The organism is Streptomyces sp. NBC_00009, assembly GCF_045040855.1.
Lineage (GTDB): Bacteria > Actinomycetota > Actinomycetes > Streptomycetales > Streptomycetaceae > Streptomyces > Streptomyces aureus.
Window position 1 is genome coordinate 953,437 of the sequence record NZ_CP108312.1, and the last position, 19,475, is coordinate 972,911.

15 protein-coding genes and 1 tRNA gene are annotated in these 19,475 nt (G+C 69.8%); 6 read left to right on the plus strand and 10 right to left on the minus strand.

The window, feature by feature from the left end:
- Positions 1-63: 63 nt before the first annotated feature.
- Positions 64-1,737, minus strand: a complete 1,674-nt coding sequence (locus tag OHA58_RS04405; protein WP_405476615.1) for a DUF262 domain-containing protein — start codon at positions 1,735-1,737, stop codon at positions 64-66.
- Positions 1,738-1,857: 120 nt separating this feature from the next.
- Between OHA58_RS04405 and OHA58_RS04410 the strand changes: the two genes are divergently transcribed.
- Entirely contained in the window at positions 1,858-2,625 is a 768-nt protein-coding gene (locus tag OHA58_RS04410; RefSeq protein ID WP_405476617.1) for a transposase, read from the plus strand.
- 562 nt (positions 2,626-3,187) lie between these two features.
- Here the strand turns inward: OHA58_RS04410 and OHA58_RS04415 are convergent.
- Positions 3,188-3,261 (minus strand) — tRNA-Pro (locus OHA58_RS04415).
- A gap of 150 nt (positions 3,262-3,411) precedes the next feature.
- Here OHA58_RS04415 and OHA58_RS04420 point away from each other — a divergent pair.
- Together OHA58_RS04420 and OHA58_RS04425 are read left to right on the plus strand one after the other, a co-directional pair.
- Positions 3,412-4,125: a transketolase gene (locus tag OHA58_RS04420; protein WP_405476620.1), complete on the plus strand. Its 714-nt coding sequence runs from the start codon at positions 3,412-3,414 to the stop codon at positions 4,123-4,125.
- A gap of 57 nt (positions 4,126-4,182) precedes the next feature.
- Positions 4,183-5,097 carry a transketolase family protein gene (locus OHA58_RS04425; protein ID WP_405476622.1) on the plus strand — a complete coding sequence of 305 codons (915 nt, stop codon included), beginning with the start codon at positions 4,183-4,185 and terminating at the stop codon, positions 5,095-5,097.
- On the opposite strand, the gene OHA58_RS04430 is transcribed toward OHA58_RS04425, so the two are convergent.
- Both OHA58_RS04430 and OHA58_RS04435 read right to left on the minus strand, forming a co-directional pair.
- Entirely contained in the window at positions 5,063-6,487 is a 1,425-nt protein-coding gene (locus tag OHA58_RS04430) for an MFS transporter (RefSeq protein ID WP_405484754.1), read from the minus strand. The two genes, OHA58_RS04425 and OHA58_RS04430, sit on opposite strands and share 35 nt — an antisense overlap.
- Positions 6,488-6,597: 110 nt before the next feature.
- The gene (locus OHA58_RS04435) at positions 6,598-6,960 is read right to left on the minus strand and encodes an MmcQ/YjbR family DNA-binding protein (protein WP_405476625.1); all 363 of its coding nucleotides are present in this window, start codon (positions 6,958-6,960) and stop codon (positions 6,598-6,600) included.
- A 577-nt stretch (positions 6,961-7,537) separates the two neighbouring features.
- Here OHA58_RS04435 and OHA58_RS04440 point away from each other — a divergent pair.
- Both OHA58_RS04440 and OHA58_RS04445 read left to right on the plus strand, forming a co-directional pair.
- Positions 7,538-11,089, plus strand: coding sequence for a ThuA domain-containing protein (locus OHA58_RS04440; RefSeq protein ID WP_405476628.1), 3,552 nt, complete (start codon positions 7,538-7,540; stop codon positions 11,087-11,089).
- 11 nt (positions 11,090-11,100) lie between these two features.
- Entirely contained in the window at positions 11,101-11,946 is an 846-nt protein-coding gene (locus OHA58_RS04445) for a sugar phosphate isomerase/epimerase family protein (RefSeq protein WP_405476631.1), read from the plus strand.
- 82 nt (positions 11,947-12,028) lie between these two features.
- On the opposite strand, the gene OHA58_RS04450 is transcribed toward OHA58_RS04445, so the two are convergent.
- The 3 genes from OHA58_RS04450 to OHA58_RS04460 all read right to left on the minus strand — a co-directional run bounded on the left by OHA58_RS04450 (position 12,029) and on the right by OHA58_RS04460 (position 14,842).
- Positions 12,029-12,850 (minus strand): ABC transporter ATP-binding protein, encoded by an 822-nt coding sequence (locus tag OHA58_RS04450; protein WP_405476633.1) that lies wholly within the window; start codon positions 12,848-12,850, stop codon positions 12,029-12,031.
- A gap of 37 nt (positions 12,851-12,887) precedes the next feature.
- Positions 12,888-13,916 carry an ABC transporter substrate-binding protein gene (locus OHA58_RS04455; RefSeq protein ID WP_405476636.1) on the minus strand — a complete coding sequence of 343 codons (1,029 nt, stop codon included), beginning with the start codon at positions 13,914-13,916 and terminating at the stop codon, positions 12,888-12,890.
- A 62-nt stretch (positions 13,917-13,978) separates the two neighbouring features.
- Positions 13,979-14,842, minus strand: a complete 864-nt coding sequence (locus OHA58_RS04460) for an ABC transporter permease (protein ID WP_405476639.1) — start codon at positions 14,840-14,842, stop codon at positions 13,979-13,981.
- A gap of 259 nt (positions 14,843-15,101) precedes the next feature.
- Here OHA58_RS04460 and OHA58_RS04465 point away from each other — a divergent pair, with 259 nt between their 5' ends.
- Positions 15,102-16,115 (plus strand): LacI family DNA-binding transcriptional regulator, encoded by a 1,014-nt coding sequence (locus OHA58_RS04465; protein WP_405484756.1) that lies wholly within the window; start codon positions 15,102-15,104, stop codon positions 16,113-16,115.
- Between the two features lie 21 nt (positions 16,116-16,136).
- Here OHA58_RS04465 and OHA58_RS04470 read toward each other — a convergent pair whose 3' ends face one another.
- The 3 genes from OHA58_RS04470 to tdh form a co-directional block, all read right to left on the minus strand.
- On the minus strand, positions 16,137-17,036 hold the full coding sequence (locus tag OHA58_RS04470; RefSeq protein WP_405476642.1) for a LysR family transcriptional regulator: 900 nt from the start codon (positions 17,034-17,036) through the stop codon (positions 16,137-16,139).
- Between the two features lie 127 nt (positions 17,037-17,163).
- A complete protein-coding gene (locus OHA58_RS04475) occupies positions 17,164-18,378 on the minus strand; it encodes a glycine C-acetyltransferase (RefSeq protein ID WP_405476645.1) in 1,215 nt (404 codons plus the stop codon).
- 58 nt (positions 18,379-18,436) lie between these two features.
- On the minus strand, positions 18,437-19,465 hold the full coding sequence (gene tdh, locus OHA58_RS04480; protein ID WP_405476648.1) for an L-threonine 3-dehydrogenase: 1,029 nt from the start codon (positions 19,463-19,465) through the stop codon (positions 18,437-18,439).
- Between the last annotated feature and the right edge of the window lie 10 nt (positions 19,466-19,475).

Consider the following 19,475-nt stretch of genomic DNA (forward strand, 5'->3'; position numbering starts at 1 on the left):
GGCTTCCCGGGTGAGCGACAGCCTGCAGGCGCATGAGCCCTGCGGGCTGCTGTCCCTGACTCCTTACAGATCCCACTCGTCGGCCAGAAGCCCCACGAGCCGCTGCTGCCGCTGCTGCAGCAGTTCCGGCGCCCACTCCTGGTGCTGCAACACCTGGCTGGTCAGGGCGAACGTGGAGACGCCGTGCCTGCCGGTGAAGTACTTGGCCTTCTTCTCTGTGAAGTCGTAGTTCTGGGCGTAGGCGTTCTTCGTCCGGTTGAGCAGGACGAGGTTGCCCAGTCGGTGCGTCCACTCCGTGCGCCGCTCGTCGGTGAAGTGCCGTAGCCACTGCGACCCCTGCTTCGGATTCTGCGGGAGCACGTGCTCGACGGTGATCAGGGTGTGGTCGTACGAGACTCCGGGCTTTCCGGCGAGCGTCTCGTCCAGGCGCAGCAGGACGTACTTGCGGGTCTTGGTCACCAGGTAGATGTCGCCGTCGAGACGCGCGAGAGTCTCGACCTTCTCCGTGTCCGTCAGGGCGAAGGACGTTGCGTCCAGGCCCTTGCCGGCGTTGAGTTCACGCAGGAGGTCCGCGTAACGCGTGACGCGGGGAGTGGTGTAGACGCGGCGGATGAACATGCTGGCCGCCAGCCGCTCCAGTGCGCCGAAGAATCTGTCGAGCCAGGCAGGGTCGTCGCCGTGGTTACGCAGCGCCCACAGGGCCGCGGGCCGCCAGTCGTTGTTGTCGATCTGCTGGAGGCGTTTGAACCAGGCATTGACCTGCTCCGCTCCAGAGGCCGCCGGGTAGCTGGCGTCGCGGATCTGCACGTAGGCGTCCGCATACGGCACGACGACGTCATTGACGAACGACTCTGCCTTGCCGGGCAGGTAGCGGCTGAGCACCTGCTCGGGAAACTCTTTGAGCAGTTCCCGCTCTGCCCGCTTCATGGCAAACACCATGCGCAGGTGAAGGAAGAGATCGGCGAAGTCGTCTCGCCCCAGTGCCTCCTCCGCGTCTTCCCACTTGCGGGCGCACTCCTCCGAGGCCTTCTCGTCCAGAGCACCGATGATGTGCGACTTGAAGATGTCCGTGGGCGAGAGGTCCATGCCCCGGGAGTTCATCACGCTGAAGATGCGGTGCGCGCTGTCCAGATCGGGGGTGCTGACGACGACCAGGAAGGTGCGCTCGCCAAGCATCTGTACGAGGTCCAGCCGTCGCTCCTCCGACCAGTCGGCGAGTATCGCGTGCAGCGCCTTCGCGTTGCGCAGAACGGCCTTTCGCGCGTCCGTCGGCAGCGTCTCCTCCTTCAGGATCCGCAGTGCCTCAGTGGCGCCTTTTGTCTGGACGTACTGCTGGAAGAAACCGGCGTCGCGGATTCGCAGGGTGAGCCTCGGCTTGGGATCGAGCCGGCGGACCTTGTTGCCTGGCTCAGTGACCAGTTTGTCAAGATCGCTGCGCAGGTCGGGGTCCTCCGTCAGGTCGCGAAGAAGGGCGAGCAGAATAGTCAGGGTGGTGAGGCGCTGCTGACCGTCGATGACCTCGGCGGGCGCGTTGCCCTTGGCCTTGACGAGGACGATGGAGCCGAGGAAGTACGGCTCGTCCGTCCCCCTGTCCAACGACTCCTCCAAGTCGGTGAGTAGTTGGACTGCCTGCTCGATGTCCCAGGCGTACGGCCGCTGGTAGTCCGGGATCCTGAAGTCGTAGTCGCTGCTGAAAACCTTGTGCAGGGACACTTCCTGCGCCTCGAGTTGCTGCATGCCCCGATGATGTCGGAGCCATTGGCGCTGTGTCCCAGGAGTCCTACGATCTACCTCTATGCGTAAAGGGGGCCTAAGGGTTGTCCCGTAACTGCTGGTCACAGGTGAGATGATCTTGGTGTGGCTGGTGTGATCACGGCGTCGGAGCCGTCCTGGATAGGCCCGTTCACCGGGCTGAGCCCGCGCTGCTTCGGGAAGTTGGTGGCTGCGCTGCGCCGCGAGGGCGCGGACGCGGTGCGGCGGGGCCGGCCGTGGGGTCTGCCGCTGGAAGACCGCGTGTTGCTGGTCGCGGCGTACTGGCGCACGAACTTGACGATGCGCCAGATAGCCCCGCTGTTCGGCGTCTCCAAGTCGGCGGCCGACCGCATCATCGACCAGCTCGGCCCGCTCCTCGCCCTGCAGCCCAGGAAGCGTTTCGCGAAAGACACCGTGCTCATCGTGGACGGCACTCTGGTCCCCACCCGAGACCACAGCATCGCCGAACAGTCCAAGAACTACCGCTACTCCACCAATCACCAGGTCGTCATCGACGCCGACACCCGCCTGGTCGTCGTGGTCGGCGAGTCCCTTCCCGGCAACCGCAACGACTGCAGGGCGTGGGAGGAATCCGGAGCCAAAGCCGCCGTCGGCAAGACCATGACGATCGCCGACGGCGGCTACCCGGGCACCGGACTCGTGATGCCCCACCGGCGCCGCAAGGGCGAGGAACTGCCCGAGTGGAAGGAAAGGCACAACAAGTCACACAAGCAGGTACGGGCCCGCGTCGAGCACGTCTTCGCGCGCATGAAGTGCTGGAAGATCCTCCGCGACTGCCGACTCAAGGGCGACGGCGTCCACCACGCCATGCTCGGCATCGCACGCCTGCACAACCTCAACCTCGCCGGATAGGCAAGGCCGCCGACGACCGAGCCGCCATGCCCTCATCGACCCGGTGATCATTTACGGGACAACCCTTAGGCCAGGCCTAGCTAGCGCCGCCGGGGCCACCCGTCTCCCATCTGCGGCGCAGCCCACCTGCCCAGCACTCCCTACCGCGTTCAACTTCTCAATGCCGCGCACAACGCCCCAGAGAAGAATCCGGCATATGGGGTCCCAGAATTCGGACATGGGGCCAAGATTTCGCATGGCCCCATACCATCGGCCCCGGTTATGGGAACGCTGCTCCCAGCTACGCTCCCACCGGGAGCGAGCGTGACCTGCACGAAGAGCGCAAGCCCATACCCAAAAGACCCCCCGAACGACGGAAAGCCAGCGGTCACAAAACGGGCACGAATGTGAACGCGTGGGCAAGGAATCGAATATGTGCGCAGCGGCCCGAGTGGGAGCAATCCGTTAAGGGGACTGGGAGGGAGCGCGCTCCCTCCCATCGCTCCCAGGGAGCGGGCCCGGAATCAGAAAAGGGGCCGTTCGAAAACGGCCCCTCATCTGCGACGTTCGATCGTTCGAACTGTCGGGACGACAGGATTTGAACCTGCGACCCCTTGACCCCCAGTCAAGTGCGCTACCAAGCTGCGCCACGTCCCGGTGCTCGTCTGACCTGGGCTTTCCCCTGGCCGAACGCGCACGGAAACCATACCGCACTCGGGGCCGTGGTCGCGCACCCCTTTCTTCCGCGGCAGGCGCGTGGCAGGTCACTCTTGACCTCAAGCTGGCTTGAGGTTGCACGCTCCTGTCATGACAACGACAGCGGCACGTACAGCGGCGGCCTCCTACTCCTACGAAGACCTTCCCGCCCTCATGGAACGCATGACCGGCGACGAGAAGCACGGCCCCGCGGCGACCTCCACCCTCGATGTCCTGTGGGTGCTCTATGACCGCGTGCTGCGGGTGACGCCCGACGGTGTACGGGATCCGGAACGTGACCGGTTCCTGCTGTCGAAGGGCCACGGCCCCATGGCGTACTACGCGGTGCTCGCGGCGAAGGGGTTCGTGCCGGTGGAGTGGCTGCCCGGCTTCGGGTCGTACGACTCCCCGCTCGGGCACCACCCGGACCGGGTGCTCGTCCCCGGCGTGGAGATCGCGAGCGGGTCCCTGGGGCACGGGCTGCCGATCGCCGTCGGGACGGCACTCGGACTCCGCGCGCAGGGCCTCGCGGGGCCGGCGGTCTGGACGCTGATCGGGGACGCCGAGCTGGACGAGGGCAGCAACCACGAGGCCATCGCCTTTGCCGGACCCGCCGCCCTCGACCGGCTGCACGCCGTCGTCGTCGACAATTCCTCGGCCAGCCACGCCAGGCCCGGCGGCATCGCCGCCCGCTTCGAGGCGGCCGGCTGGTCCGCCGCGACCGTCGACGGACGCGATCACGAGTCCCTGTACGCCGCCTTCACCGCGCCGCACCCGGGAAGGCCGCGCGTGGTCGTCGCCCGCGTGGAGCCCAAGAACGCCTGAGCCGCGCCGCCCCTCTCCCCTGCTCTCTTCTCTCTTCCCAGGAAGGACACCCACGTCATGGACACCATGCGTGATCGATTCGCCCCTGTCGTCTCCCGGCTGCTCGACGAGGATCCCCGGGTCGCCGTCGTCCTCGCGGAGATCGGCAGAGACCGCTTCGTGGAGGCGGAGCGCCGGCACCCGGACCGGGTGATCAATGTCGGCATCAGGGAGCAGCTGCTCATCGGGACGGGTGCGGGGCTCGCGCTGACCGGGCTGCGGCCCGTCATGCACACCTTCGCCAGCTTCCTGGTGGAGCGCCCCTTCGAGCAGGTGAAGCTCGACTTCGGGCATCAGGACGTGGGCGGAGTCCTGGTGAGCGCCGCCGCCTCCTTCGACTGGCCGTCCGGCGGCTTCACGCACATGGCGCCGGGCGACGTGGCACTGCTCGACACCCTCGACGGCTGGACTGTGCATGTGCCGGGCCATCCGGACGAGGCCGAGACTCTGCTGCGGCACGCGGTCGGCGCCGGTGACGACCGCGTGTACGTCCGCCTTTCGGTGCAGTCGAACAGGGAGGCACTCGCCGTCGACGGGGAGCGATTCCTGACTGTCCGCGAAGGCCGGAACGGCGTCGTGGTCGCGGTCGGGCCGATGCTCGACGCCGTCCTCGCCGCTACGGAGGGCCTCGACGTGACCGTGCTCTACACGACGACGGTGCGGCCCTTCGACGCCAGGGCGCTGCGCCGTGCCGCGGGTGCAGCCGACGCCGCCGACGTAGTGATCGTCGAGCCGTACCTGGAGGGTACGTCGACGGCGGCCGCCAACGACGCGCTCGCCGATCTGCCGCACCGGGTGCTGGGGCTGGGCGTGGGCCGCCGTGAGCTGCGCCGGTACGGACAGATCGAGGAGCACGTGGCCGCGCACGGCCTCGATCCCGCGTCTCTGCGGGATCGGATCAGCGGCTTCCTCGGTGGACGGGGGCGCGGTTAGAGGAGGGCTTGTCCAGGCTCCGGCCCGGCACCGGCACGGTGCTGTCCACCCGTATCAGGCCCCTGATCGCGGGGACGGAGAGCAGGGCCGCCGCCACGAGGACGGTCGTGACGCCACCGGCGAGCAGGACGTGGCGGGTGCCGAAGACTCCGGCGGCGGGGCCCGCGAGCGCCTGGCCGACCGGTGTCATCGCGAGGGAGCCGGCGACGTCATAGGCGTGTATGCGGTTGAGGACGTCGCGCGGGACCTGGGTCTGGATGCTGGTCGCCCACATGACGCCCCAGAACGACATGCCCGCGCCCGCGACGACCGCGCCCGCCGCCATCCACTCCACACCGAAACCGGCGCCCACGGTCGCCGGGAACAAGCTGAAGCCGAACAGGGCGACGGCGCCGGCGCGCAGCATGCGGCGGGGGCGCAGCCGCAGGGCGAAGACGCCGCCGATGACCGTGCCGAGGCCGAGCGCCGAGTTGACCAGGCCGTAGGCACGCGGGCCGTGCTCCTGGACGACCTGCGTGGCGATGAGCGGGACGGCCGGGCCCCAGGCGGCGATCATCAGCACGCACCAGATCGCTATGACTCCCCAGAGCCACGTGCGCGATCTGAACTCCCGCCAGCCCTCGACGAGATCGGCCCGGAACCCGCTGCCACGGATCGCCTCGGTGCCGGGCTGGGCCGGGGGGAGCCGGAGCAGGATCAGGCACAGGGCGCTCAGCCCGTACGTACCCGCGTGGGCCGCGAAGACGACGCCCGGCGAGGCGAACGCGACGAGCAGGCCGGCGACGGCCGGGCCCGCGAGCTGCGCCACCGACTCGGCCACGCGTATCGCACCGTTCGCCGCCTGTACGTCGGCGGCGAGGCGCGGGACGGTGCTGGCGACGCCGGGCTGGAAGAGGGCGGCCGCCGCGCCGTTCACCGCCCCGATCACGCAGATCTCCCACAGCACCACGTGCCCGGAGAAGAACATGACCGCGGCGAGGGACTGGGTGACGAGGCGCGTGACGTCGGCGCCGATCATCAGCAGCCGGGTGCTGAACCGGTCCGCGAAAACACCGCCGAAGATGACGAGTCCGGCGAAACAGGCAACGGAGGCGGCCATCGCGAGGCCGACGGCGCCCGCGCCGTACCCGTGCTGGAGCAAGCCCGCGGCGAGCGCCACCGGCAGCATGGTGTCCCCCAGCTTGGCCACGGCACGCGCCGAGAAGAACAACCCGAAGTCCCGCGACCAGATACCGCCGCGCGGCCGCCTCGATTCACCGGGACCAGGATTCGATCCGCCGGCCGAATCCCGCGGCCGCCTCGGTTCACCAGGACCAGGAATCGACCCCCCAGCCGAATCCCCGGCCCGCTCCCGCTCCTCCTCCGACCCCCGTGGCCCTTCCTTCGACATTCCGCCCATGCCTGCCCGTGCCCTCCCCGGCGGCGCGGCGGCCCCAGCGGCCCCGCGTCCCCCACCCCAGCCGGATCATGCCACGCAGCACTGACATCGCCCCGGGAATATCAGTCAGTCGGCGCCGGTGGGCCCAACTCCGGGTGGGCGTCCAGGAGTCGGCCCGGGGCGGCCTGGCGCCAGGAGTCGGTGAGGATGTCACGTAGCTCGTCACCGTCGTCGAGCGCGGCGAGCCTCACCCGCACCCACGCGAAGCCCGCCTCGTGGTCCGCGATCCAGAACTTCTTCGGCTCCGCGAGAACCAGTTCGTCGCGCTCCACCTTGGGGCAGCGCACCGCGATGGAGGTCTCCTCCTCGGGCATCGTGGCGAACATCTTCCCCGCGACCCGGAACGTCGGCATGCTCCAGGCGATCTTCTCCGTCACCTCTGGCAGGGCGAGTGCGATGGAACGTACGTCGTCGGCGTCTTGCATGGAAGAAACCGTAGCCAAGCCCACTGACAACCGCCGGTCGGAGCGCATGCGCGGGACAGCCTGCCCGCCGGTTCGGGCGCGACCGGCGCCGGGGCCCCGCGAACAACGGACAGCCGGCCCACCAGTTCAGGCGCCACCGGCACCGGGCCCCCGTCCCCGTCCCCGTCCCCGCGAACAACGGCCAGTGGGCCCACCAGTTCGGGCGCGACCGGCACCGGGCCTCCACGAACGACTGCCGACCGGCCCGCCAGTTCGGGCGACACCAGCGCCGGGCCCCGTCCCCGCGAACGACGACCGGCCCGCCCACCACTTCAGGCGCCACCGCCACCGCCCCCCCGTGATCGACACCGTGATCGACACCGACCCCTCCACCGGTTCGACGGCGACTGCCACCCGGTCCCCGGCGATCGCGGCGCCCCCTCCGCACCCCCTGGCCCGTTCCGACCCATTGACCCCTCTCCGCCCGGAACCTACGCTAAACGACGCCATCGGGAAAGCGCTTTCTAGGCGCTCCGGCATTCCCGCAGCACTCACCGCACGCCCGAGTCGGCCACCGGCCAACAGCCCAGGGAGCGCCATGAGTTCTACGAGTTCCGCCACACCCGTACCGTCCGGGAGACACGGTCCTCCCGAGCGCACCACGCCCACCGCGCGAAGCCCACACAGCCGGCGAAGCCCGCACAGGTGCTCGCCCTGGACCGTGCTCCTCGCGCTCGTCGCCCTCGTCGTCGGCCTCGGACTGGCGGCCCCGCCGCGCGCCGAGGCCGCAGCCTCGTACCGCGTGCTTGTCTTCTCCAAGGTCACGAACTTCGCTCACGACTCGATCCCGGCGGGGATCGACGCGATCAAGAAGCTCGGCAGTGAGAACGGCTTCGAGGTCGAAGCGACCGACGACGCCGCCGCGTTCACCGACGAGAACCTCGCCCGCTTCAAGGCGATCGTCTTCAACAACACCAACTCGACGCCCGAGAAGGGCGATCTGCTCGACGCCGACCAGCGCGCGGCTCTGCAGAAGTACGTCCGCGGGGGCGGCGGCTGGGTCGGGTTGCACGCCGCGTCGGCCAGCGAGCGGGACTGGGGCTGGTACGAGGGGCTCGTCGGAGCGATCTTCGACCAGCATCCCGCCGTACAGACGGGCCGGATCAAGGTCCTCGACCACGCGCACCCGTCCACGAAGGGGCTTCCGGAGCTCTGGGAGCGTACGGAGGAGTGGTACAACTGGCGCACCAACCCCACCGGGAAGGTGCACACGCTCGCGCAGGTCAAGGTGCGCGACGGGGTCACCGGCCTCGACGAGGGCGTCGACCACCCGTGGTCGTGGTGCCAGAACTACGACGGCGGCCGCTCCTGGTTCACCGCGGGCGGGCACGCCAAGTCGGCGTTCGAGGAAGCCGGTTTCCTCCAGCACATCCTCGGCGGCATCCAGTGGGCGGCCGGCGACAAGCCGGGTGACTGCTCGGCGACCAGGACCGGCAGCTTCCAGCGCACCCCGCTGGCGACGGCCGACCTCGCCGACCCGTTCGAGCTGGCCGTGGCGCCGGACCGGCGCGTGTTCTTCATCCAGCGGACCGGCAAGCTGAAGATCATCGACCAGGAGACGCTGAAGGTCACCACGGCGCTCGACCTCGCCTACACGCCCGAGATGACGAGCCAGTCGGACGGTCTGCTGGGGCTGGCGCTCGATCCGAAGTTCGGGGACAACCACTGGATCTATCTGCTGAACTCCGACAAGACCGAGAAACGGATCAATCTCTCGCGGTTCACCGAGTCGGGCGGCAAGGTCGACCCGGCGTCGGAGAAGCGCCTGCTCACCCTGCCGACCTGGCGGGGCGAGGGACGCGCCAACTCCCATATGGCGGGCTCCATCGCCTTCGACAACAAGGGTGACCTCTACATCGCGACGGGCGACAACACCGACCCCTTCGCATCGGACGGGTTCAACCCGATCGACGAACGCGAGGGCCGACGCGCCTGGGACGCGCAGGGCACCGCGGGCAACACGAACGACCTGCGCGGCAAGGTGCTGCGGATCACCCCGAAGGCCGACGGGACGTACGGCGTCCCCGAGGGGAACCTGTTCGCGCCCGGCACCGACAAGACCCGCCCCGAGATCTACGCGATGGGCATGCGCAACCCGTTCCGGATCACGACCGATCCGGTCAGCGGGGCGCTCCTCGTGGGTGACTACGGTCCCGACGCGCGCAACGCGGTGGCCGACCGCGGGCCCGAGGGCACCGTCGAGTTCAACCGCATCACCGAGGCGGGGAACTACGGCTGGCCGTACTGCATCGGCGACAACACCCCCTTCAGCGACTACGACTTCGAGTCGAAGACGTCCGGGGCGAAGTTCGACTGCGGTCACCTCGTGAACGACTCGCCGAACAACACCGGCCTGCGCGACCTGCCGCCCGCGCACGCGGCGTCGGTCTGGTACGCGTACTCCGCCTCGGAGCAGTTCCCGGAGCTCGGTACCGGCGGCGGTGGCCCGATGAGCGGTCCCGTGTACGCCTACGATCCCGCGAACCCGAACAAGACCAAGTTCCCGGAGTACTTCGACGGGAAGTGGTTCAACTACGAGCTGACCAGGCAGTGGTTCAAGACCTTCTCGATCCAGGAGAAGGACCAGACGTTCACGGATCCGCGGTTCGCGCCCGCCGAGTCCGGCGATCTGCAGTCCATCAACTCCGTGTTCGGTGACATGAAGTGGAACCAGCCCTTCGATGCGGACTTCGGTCCCGACGGGGCGCTGTATGTCATCGACTTCGGGCTCGGCAGCGGCACGGGCCGCGGCGGGAGCAACGAGGGGTCCGGCATCTACCGGATCGACTACGTCGCCGACAGCCGCCTGCCGGACGCGCGGGCAGCCGCGGCGCCGGACAGTGGCTCGGCGCCGCTCGCCGTCACGTTCTCCAGCGCGGGTTCGGGCCTGCCGGACGGCAAACCGGTCACGTACGCCTGGGACTTCGACGGGGACGGCACGACCGATTCGACCGACGCCAATCCGAAGTACACGTACACGAAGAACGGCGTGTACACGGCGCGGCTGACGGTGACCGGGCCGACGGGGCTCACCGGACTGGCCGTGCAGGACGTCACCGTGGGGAACACCCGGCCCAAGGTGACGATCCAACAGCCGCCGAACGGCGGGACGTTCAGCTTCGGCGACACGATCCCGTTCAAGATCAAGGTGACGGACCGGGAGGACGGGCGTCCCATCGACTGCTCGCGCGTCGTCGTCCAGTCCCAGCTCGGCCACGACTCCCATCTGCATCCGCTGGACAACTACACGGGGTGCGCCGGGGAGATCGTGACGGACGCCGGGGACAGCCACGGGCCCGGCCAGAACCTGTACTACGGCATCAGCGCCCAGTACGAGGACAAGGGCGGGCCGGACGGCGTGCCCGCGCTGACCGGGTCCGCGTCGCTCTCGCTGCGTACCTCGTTCCGCGAGGCCGAGCACTTCACGAAGACCGGTGGCGCGCACGACGGCGTCGTGGTCGCGAGCCGCGCGGACGCCTCGGGCGGCAAGCGGCTCACCGAGATCGAGGACGGGGACTGGGTGTCCTTCGACCCCGTGCACCTGAAGGGGGTCGACTCGGTGACCGTGGGCGCCGCGTCCGGCGGGATCGGCGGCGACGTCGAGTTCCGCGCGGGCTCCCCGACAGGCGAGCTGCTCGGCAAGGTGTCCGTCCCGAACACGGGAGACTGGGGCAACGTGGTCTCCCCCACCACCGAACTCGCGGACTACAACGGCACGTTCCCGCTGTACGTCGTCTTCACCAACCCGCAGTGGAGCGCCGACAAGCCCGACCTGTTCGCGGTCGACTGGCTGCACTTCAACGGGCCCGGGGTGGAGAAGCACGCCGGCGCCGAGGTGACGGTGACCGCGACACCGGAGAGCGGAGCCCCGCCGCTCACCGTCGCGCTCAAGGGCACGGTGAAGCTCCCGGAGGGCCGTACCGCGGCCTCGTACCACTGGGACTTCGGGGACAACGTCAAGCCGGGCGGTACGGAGGGTGCCGACGCCCAGCACGCGTACGCGCGCGCGGGTGCGTACACGGCGCATCTGACCGTCACCGACGAAAAGGGCGACACGACCACCGGCTCGGTCCGGATCACAGTGAAGTGAGGGGTGTGGGCATGAAGAGCAGCAGAAGGGCCTTTCTCGGTACGTCGTTGGGGCTCGCGGCAGCGGTCGGCACGGCGCTGCCCGCGTCCGCCGAGCAGCGGCGGCGCATCCCGCGCGGCGGCATCGGCATGCACCTCTACACGATGCGTGACGTCCTCGCGAAGGACTTCGCCGGCACCGTGGAGCAGCTCGCGGAGATCGGGTACGCGACGGTCGGTGTGAGCGGGCGGCACGGGTACGGGGCGGCGGACATCCGGCGCATGCTCGACACCGTCGGCCTGCGCGCGGTCCTGGAACATGTCGCGTATCAGACGCTGACGGGCAGCGGACTGCCGCAGGCCCTGGAGGATCTGCACACCCTGGGCGCCAGGTGGCCGGTGGTGCCCAGCCTGCCAGGCTCGATGCACAGTCCGGCCGGATACCGGGAAGCGGCAAGGGAGTTCAACCGGATCGGGGCCGCATCACGCGAGGCGGGTCTGGGCCCCGTCCTGTTCCACAACCACGACGGCGACCACGACGTGATCGACGGGGAGAACCTGTACGACATCCTCGTCCGCGAGACCGATCCGCATCTGGTCGCCTTCGAGCTGGACGTGTACTGGGCGTCGAAGGGCGGCGCCGATCCCGCCGCGTACTTCGTGCGGCACCCGCACCGCTTTCCCGCCCTGCACGTGAAGGACATGGCACCCGACGGGAGCTTCGCCGACGTGGGATCGGGGACGCTCGACTTCGCCGCCATGTTCGAGGACGCGGACACCGGTGGTGTCCGGCAGTGGCTGGTGGAGCACGACATCCCGAAGGACCCGTTCGCGACGGCCCGCAACAGCTACGGGTATCTGGCGGCGCTGCGGTACTGACGCGTGCAGACGCGTACGTGGATGGGACCCCGTACCCCGAGGATCGTCTCGGGGTACGGGGTCCCTGTCATGGGCGCGGCGGTCAGTCGTGGGCCGAGACCGCCCCCAGAAGTTCGCGGATGCGGCCCGTCGCCGTGCGGAACTCGGGGGTCGCGAGCGTCGCCGCGTAGTCCCGCTCGGCCGGCAGGCCGACGTCGATGATCTCGGTGACGGTGCCGGGGCGCGGGCTCATGACGACGACGCGGTCCGCGAGGTAGACGGCCTCCGCGATGGAGTGGGTCACCAGGAGGACGGTGGTGCGGGTCTGGCGCCAGATGCGGTTCATCTCGACGTTGAGCTGCTCGCGCGTGAGCGCGTCGAGGGCGCCGAACGGCTCGTCCATGAGCAGGACGGGCGGCTCGTGCAGCAGGGCCCGGCACAGGGCGACCCGCTGCTGCATGCCGCCCGACAGCTCGTGCGGATAGGCGTCCTCGAAGCCGGTGAGCCCCGTCATCCGGATCAGTTCGTCGGCACGCGCGCGTGCCAGTTCGGTGGCCATGCCGCGCATCTCCGCCTGGAGCAGGATGTTGCGGCGCGCCGAGCGCCACTCCAGGAGGGCCGCGCGCTGGAACACGTACCCGATGTCGTGGCGCGGGCCGCGCACCCGCTCCCCGTAGAGGCTGACCTCGCCGGACGAGGGTGCGAGGAGCCCCGCGACGAGCTTGAGGAGCGTGGACTTGCCGCAGCCGGACGGTCCGACGATGGCGACGAACTCGCCCGACGCGACGTCGAGCGAGACGTCGGTGAGGGCGGTGACGTCCTTCTTCTTCGTACGGAAGCGGACGTCGACGTCCGCCGCGCGCACGGCGGCCCCGACGTGTCCGCTCGCTCTGTCGGCCTTCTTCAGTGTCGCGTCCTTCGGCATGGTGCAGCTCTCCTTGTGGGCTGTACGGGACGGGTGCTCAGCCCTTGATCCCGTTGGCCGAATCCCAGTAGTCCGCCACCGGCTTCGGGCTCTTGACCATGCCGGCCTGGGCGAAGACGTCGATGGTCTGCTGCCAGTCGGCCTCGGTGTTGGCGCCGGGCGCCTTGCCCTGCGTCGCGTCCGTGTGCAGGAGGGTCAGGGTCGTCTTGAACTGTTCGGACAGCACGGTCTCCGGCGGGAGTTGCTCGGACGCGCCCTTCATGGAGGCGACGGCGGGCTCGGGGCTCTTCTCCGCTGCGGCCCAGGACTCGCTGACGGCCTCGACCATGCGCTTGGCCAGATCGCCCTTGCCCTGAAGGGTCTTGGGGCCGGCGATGAGCCCGTTCGAGTAGAAGTTCAGGCCGTGCTCGGAGAAGCGGAGGTAGGCGACGTCCTTCTTCGCCTTGTCCTGCATGGTGGGGCCCTGATCGCTCGCGTAGCCGAGGAGGGCGTCCGTCTTGCCCGAGATGACGGCGGCGATCTTGCCGGCGGGGTCGGTGTTCTGGACCTTGACGTCCGACTCGGAGAGGCCGTTCTTCTTCAGGAAGATGGGGAACGTCTTGGAGAGCGCGTCGCCCGCCGTCCCCGCGATGGTCTTGCCCTTGAGGTCCGCCGGGGACTTGATGTTCTGGCTCGCGAAGGACTGCACCGAGGCGGGCGTCGTCTGGAGGAACACACCGAGGCTTTTCACGTTGACGCCCTGGTCCACGCCCGCGAGCACGGCGGGGGTGTCGGCCCAGCCGAAGTCGGTCTGGCCCGCGCCCGTGGCCTGCACGGTCTTCTGCGAGCCCTGTCCCGCGCGGATCTCCAGGTCGATGCCGTGCTTCTCGAAGATCTTCTGCTTCTTGCCGTAGTAGAACGGCGCGTGCTCGCCGTACGGGTACCAGTTGAGCGTCAGCGTGACCTTGTCGAGCTTCTTGCCGGAGTCGCTGGTCGACGTGGAGCCGGAGTCGTCGCCGCAGGCCGTCACCGTCAGGGCGACGAGCGTCAGGGGGACGAGACCGGTCAGGAGTCTGCGCGCGTGCATGGGGCGGCCCTTCTCACGGCGGTCGGTGGGTGGTCCGGGGCGGTTCCCGGGGGTGCCGGCGTTCAGTACGCCGTGGTCGCCGCGACGTCGCGGCGGCTCGCGTGCCACGGCAGGAGCAGCTTCTCGGCGATCTCGACGAGGACGAAAAGCACGACACCGATCAAGGACATGACGAGCAGGCCCGCGAAGAGCATCGGAGTGTCGAGGTTGCCGTTGGCCTGGAGGATGACGTAGCCCAACCCCTCGTTCGCGCCCACGAATTCACCGACGACGGCACCGGTGACGGCGAGCGTGACGGCCACCTTGAGGCCGGAGAACAGGTGCGGCAGGGAGGCCGGGAACCGGATCTTGCGGAAGGTCTGCCAGGGGCTCGCGCCCATCGTCGCGGAGAGCTGGAGCATCTCCGGGTCGACGGCCTTGAGTCCGGTCACCATCGAGATGACGACCGGGAAGAACGCGATGAGCACGGCGATGAGGATCTTGGGGGCGATGCCGAAGCCGAGCCAGACCACGAACAGCGGCGCGATCGCGATCTTCGGGACGACCTGGGCGAAGAGCAGGATCGGATAGAGGGTCTTCTCGACGGTCGACGAGTAGACCATGATCACGGCGGAGAAGATGCCTACGCCGACGGCGATGACGAAGCCGAGCAGCGTCTCGTACGTGGTCACCCAGGTGTGCTGCCAGAGGTAGTCCGGCTTGTCGAGGATGACGTCGAGGGTCCGGCCCGGCGACGGCACCAGATACGGCTCGACCAGCTCCGCCTCGGCGATCACCCACCAGGCGACGAAACAGACGACGAGCAGCGCGACGGGGCGCCAGCTCCGCTCGGCCACGTCCGCGGCACGCCGGCGCAGCCCGGGAGCCTGCCGGTCGGAAACTCCCGCTGTTTTGGCGGGAGTTGCGGGCAGTGTGCTCTGACTCACGATGAACTCCTACGGAATCGGGAGGCAGTTGAGGAGAGCCGGGGTAACGAACTCGCGAGGTAAGGGATCAACAGTCACTACGGTAACGAAGCCCGGAAATCGCTTTCAGAAAGCGCTTTCTGGTACGATGTCAGCCACGCTAATGACTCGTGGAGCACAGGGTCAATAGGCCGTTCCGAAGTTTCCTGCGACCGGTGCCGCAACCGGAATCCGAGGGGGCAGAGTGAGCGAACCGCACGGGCACCCGCAAGAACCGCACGTGACCCTCGACGCGGTGGCCCGCACGGCGGGGGTCTCCCCCGCGACGGCGTCCCGCGCCCTGAACGGAACCACCCGCGTACGCGACGACCTGTTGCGCCGGGTCCGCGCCGCGGCCGACGAACTCGGCTACATCCCGAACGCCCACGCGCAGGCCCTCGCCAGCGCCTCCAACAACACCGTCGGCGTCATCTGCCACGACGTGGGCGACCCGTACTTCGCCGCGATCGCCAGCGGGATCATGGCGCGGGCGGCCGAGCGCGGGCTGTTGGTGATGCTGTCCAGCACGTTCCGCGCGCCCGAGCGCGAGATCGCGTACATCTCCATGCTGCGGGCGCAGCGGGCCCGCGCGATCCTGCTCATCGGCTCCGGCTTCCAGGACCCCGCGTGGGAGCGTTCGCTGGAGTCCGAGATCGCTCCCTATCTACGCGGCGGGGGCCGGGTCGCGGTCGTGAGCCGGCACCGCAGTCTGCGCGTCGACACCGTGCTGCCGGAGAACCGGGCGGGGGCGGCGGCGCTCGCCCGCGCGCTGCACGGCCTCGGGCACCGGGAGTTCGGGGTGCTCGCCGGGCCCGCACGGCTGACGACCGTCGCGGACCGGCTGGCCGGATTCCGGCAGGGGCTCGCCGAGGCGGGGGTGCCCCTCGCGGACGAGCGGGTCGTCGAGGGCGCCTTCACGCGTGACGGCGGTTACGCGGCGGCGAGCGAAATGCTGCGCCGCGCACCCCGGCCCACGTGCGTCTTCGCCGTCACCGACGTGATGGCTGTGGGGGCGCTCGCCGCGTTCCGCGACCACGGTCTGCGCGTCCCTCAGGACATCTCGCTGGCCGGCTTCGACGACATCCCGCTGGTCCGCGAACTGACCCCGCCCCTCACGACGGTGGCCCTCCCGCTGACCGGCATGGGCCGCGCCGCCCTCGACCTCGCGTTACGTGAACCGAGGGGGCCGCGCTCGCGGGTGGAGCGGATCGTGGGCGAGGTACGGATACGGGCGAGCACGGGGACGCCGGGGTGACCCAGGGGCCTGCGGGCCCGCCTACTCTGCTGCTTCCCCCAGTGCCTCCAGTACCGGCCTGATCAGAGGGTGCTCCTCCGCCCCGCAGCGGACCGCCGCGAAGACCCTGCGGGTCGGGGCCACCCCGTCGACCGGGCGGACGACCGCGTCGGACAGGTCCATGCCGCGCAGCGCCGAGCGTGGCACCAGCGCGACGCCCGCACCCGCCGAGGCGAGGGCCACGACGGCGCGGAAGTCGTCCGAGGAGTGCTCGACCCGCGGCTGGAAACCGGCGTGCTCGCAGGCCAGGACCACCACATCGTGGCACGGGTTGCCGGGGAACGGGCCGATCCAGGTGTCCTTGGCCAGCTCGGCGAGCGGCACCCGGTCGGACGCCGCGAGCCGGTGCGCCGCGGGCAGCACCGCGTCGAACGGCTCGGCGTACAGCGGTACGCGCGTCAGGCGGGCGTCGTCCGCGCCCGGCGCCCCCCGGTACTCGACGGCGACCGCGACGTCGACCTGCCGGTCGAGGACCATGGGCAGGCTCGCGTCGCCCTCGGCGTCCTGGACGCGGATCCGGATGCCGGGCGCCGTCCGCGCGAGGCGGGCCAGGGCCGGTGCGACGACCAGGCCGATCCCGGTGGCGAACGCGGCGACGGTGACCGTGCCGGCCGCCCCCGAGCTGTACGCCGCGAGCTCGGCCTCCGCCCGCTCCAGCTGGGCGAGGACCGCGTTGGTGTGCGTGAGCAGGATCTCGCCCGCCGGGGTGAGCCGGACGCCTTTCGCGCCCCGCTCGACGAGCCGGTGGCCGGTCTCCTGCTCCAGGGCGGTCAGCTGCTGGGAGACCGCCGACGGGGTCAGATAGAGCGCGGCGGCAGCCGCCGTCACGGTGCGGTGGTCGGCCACCGCACGGAGGATGTGCAGCCGCCGCGCTTCGATCATGCGACCGATTCTCCCAAATGTGCCGCCGATGTCCGAACCGGGGGCTTGTCCGGCGGATCAGGCCGGAACCGGGTGGCCGTGAATGCCCGTGCCGCGCCCCGGCATGATCCGCCGGACAGGCCCCAGGTCAGCTCGCCGCCCCGGCGGACTCCGCGTCGAGCTCCACGCGCGCCGCGACGAAGGCGTCCACGGCCCTGTTCACGTCCTCGGTGGAGTGCGCCGCGGAGAGCTGGACGCGGATCCGGGCCTGGCCCTGCGGGACGACCGGGTACGAGAAGCCGATCACGTACACGCCGCGCTCCAGGAGCAGCTCGGCCATGCGGCCCGCGACGGACGCGTCGCCGATCATGACGGGCGCGATGGCGTGGTCGCCGGGCAGGATGTCGAAGCCCTCCTGCGCCATGCGCGTGCGGAAGAGCGCCGTGTTCGCGGCGAGCCGCTCGCGCAGCTCGCCCGCCGACTCCAGGAGGTCGAGGACCTTGAGGGACGCGGCCGCGATCACCGGGGCGAGGCTGTTGGAGAAGAGGTACGGGCGCGAGCGCTGGCGCAGCAGCGCGACGATCTCGGCGCGGGCCGCGACATAGCCGCCGGAGGCGCCGCCGAGCGCCTTGCCGAGGGTGCCGGTGATGATGTCGACGCGGTCCATGACGCCGTGCAGCTCGGGGGTGCCGCGGCCGCCGGGGCCGACGAAGCCGACGGCGTGCGAGTCGTCGACCATGACCATGGCGTCGTAGCGGTCGGCGAGGTCGCAGATCTCGCGCAGCGGCGCCACGTAGCCGTCCATGGAGAAGACGCCGTCGGTGACGATCAGGCGGCGGCGCGCGGACTGCGCCTCCTTCAACTGCCGCTCCAGGTCCGCGAGATCGCGGTTGGCGTAGCGGAAGCGGCGGGCCTTGGAGAGGCGGATGCCGTCGATGATCGAGGCGTGGTTCAGCGCGTCGGAGATGACGGCGTCCTCCTCGCCGAGGAGCGTCTCGAAGACACCGCCGTTGGCGTCGAAGCAGGAGGAGTAGAGGATCGTGTCCTCCTGGCCGAGGAACGCGGACAGGCGCGCCTCGAGCTCCTTGTGGACCTCCTGGGTGCCGCAGATGAAGCGGACGGAGGCCATGCCGTAGCCCCAGCGGTCGAGTGCCTCGTGGCCGGCGGCGATGACCTCGGGGTGGTCGGCGAGGCCGAGGTAGTTGTTCGCGCAGAAGTTGAGGACCTCGCCGGGGCGGCCGCCCGCGGTGACGGCGACCGTCGCGGACTGCGGGGTGCCGATGACGCGCTCGGGCTTGTGCAGGCCCGCGGCGGCGATCTCGTCGAGGGTGGCCTGGAGATCGTCGCGTACGGAGTCGAACATGGTGACTTCCTTTAAAGAAGAGGTCGGTCAGGAGGTCGAGGGCTCACCGAGCCAGAGATCAGCTTTCCCAGTCCAGGATGATCTTGCCGCCGCGGCCACTGGCCGCGTCGTCGAAGGCTGCCTCGAAGTCACGGTGGCTGTAGCGGCCTGTGATCACGGGGGCGAGGTCGAGGCCGCCCTCCAGGAGGACCGACATCGCGTACCAGGTCTCGAACATCTCGCGGCCGTAGATGCCCTTGATCGTGATCATCGAGGTGACGATCCGGGACCAGTCGACGGCGAACTCCTCGGCGGGCAGGCCGAGCATGGCGATCTTGCCGCCGTGGGTCATGTTGGCGAGCATGTCGCGCATGGCGACGGGGTTGCCCGACATCTCCAGGCCGACGTCGAAGCCCTCGCGCAGGCCCAGGAAGCGCTGGCCCTCGGCGATCGTCGACTCGGCGACATTCAGGGCGAGGCTGACGCCGATCTTGCGGGCCAGGTCGAGCCGCTCCTCGCTGACGTCGGTGACGACGACGTTGCGGGCGCCGGCGTGCCGGGCGACGGCCGCGGCCATCAGGCCAATGGGCCCGGCGCCGGTGATCAGGACGTCCTCGCCGACCAGCGGGAAGGACAGGGCGGTGTGCACGGCGTTGCCGAACGGGTCGAAGATCGCGGCCACGTCGAGGTCGACGGGCACCCGGTGGACCCACACGTTGGCGGCGGGCAGGGCGACGTACTCGGCGAACGCGCCGTCGCGTCCGACGCCGAGCCCGACCGTGGAGCGGCACAGGTGGCGCCGCCCGGCGAGACAGTTGCGGCACTTGCCGCAGACGAGGTGGCCCTCGCCGCTGACGCGGTCGCCGATGGCGATGTCGGCGACGTCACGGCCGGTCTCGACGACCTCGCCGACGAACTCGTGGCCGACGATCAGCGGCGCGCTGATCGCCTGCTGCGCCCAGCCGTCCCAGTTGCGGATGTGGAGGTCGGTGCCGCAGATCCCGGTCCTGAGGACCTTGATCAGCACATCTCCGTGGCCGATGCCCGGCTCGGGCACGTCCGTCAGCCACAGTCCCGGCTCGGACTTCTCCTTGACCAGCGCCTTCAACGCACGGCTC

What these genes read in the sequence shown, in the direction of transcription:
- OHA58_RS04440 (WP_405476628.1), top strand. Translation starts at nt 7,538, where the DNA reads ATGAGTTCTACGAGTTCCGCCACACCCGTACCGTCCGGGAGACACGGT.
- OHA58_RS04475 (WP_405476645.1), bottom strand. Translation starts at nt 18,378, where the DNA reads ATGTTCGACTCCGTACGCGACGATCTCCAGGCCACCCTCGACGAGATC.
- OHA58_RS04430 (WP_405484754.1), bottom strand. Translation starts at nt 6,487, where the DNA reads ATGTCGAAGGAAGGGCCACGGGGGTCGGAGGAGGAGCGGGAGCGGGCC.
- OHA58_RS04435 (WP_405476625.1), bottom strand. Translation starts at nt 6,960, where the DNA reads ATGCAAGACGCCGACGACGTACGTTCCATCGCACTCGCCCTGCCAGAG.
- OHA58_RS04470 (WP_405476642.1), bottom strand. Translation starts at nt 17,036, where the DNA reads ATGATCGAAGCGCGGCGGCTGCACATCCTCCGTGCGGTGGCCGACCAC.
- OHA58_RS04405 (WP_405476615.1), bottom strand. Translation starts at nt 1,737, where the DNA reads ATGCAGCAACTCGAGGCGCAGGAAGTGTCCCTGCACAAGGTTTTCAGC.
- OHA58_RS04445 (WP_405476631.1), top strand. Translation starts at nt 11,101, where the DNA reads ATGAAGAGCAGCAGAAGGGCCTTTCTCGGTACGTCGTTGGGGCTCGCG.
- OHA58_RS04420 (WP_405476620.1), top strand. Translation starts at nt 3,412, where the DNA reads ATGACAACGACAGCGGCACGTACAGCGGCGGCCTCCTACTCCTACGAA.
- OHA58_RS04455 (WP_405476636.1), bottom strand. Translation starts at nt 13,916, where the DNA reads ATGCACGCGCGCAGACTCCTGACCGGTCTCGTCCCCCTGACGCTCGTC.
- OHA58_RS04425 (WP_405476622.1), top strand. Translation starts at nt 4,183, where the DNA reads ATGGACACCATGCGTGATCGATTCGCCCCTGTCGTCTCCCGGCTGCTC.
- OHA58_RS04450 (WP_405476633.1), bottom strand. Translation starts at nt 12,850, where the DNA reads ATGCCGAAGGACGCGACACTGAAGAAGGCCGACAGAGCGAGCGGACAC.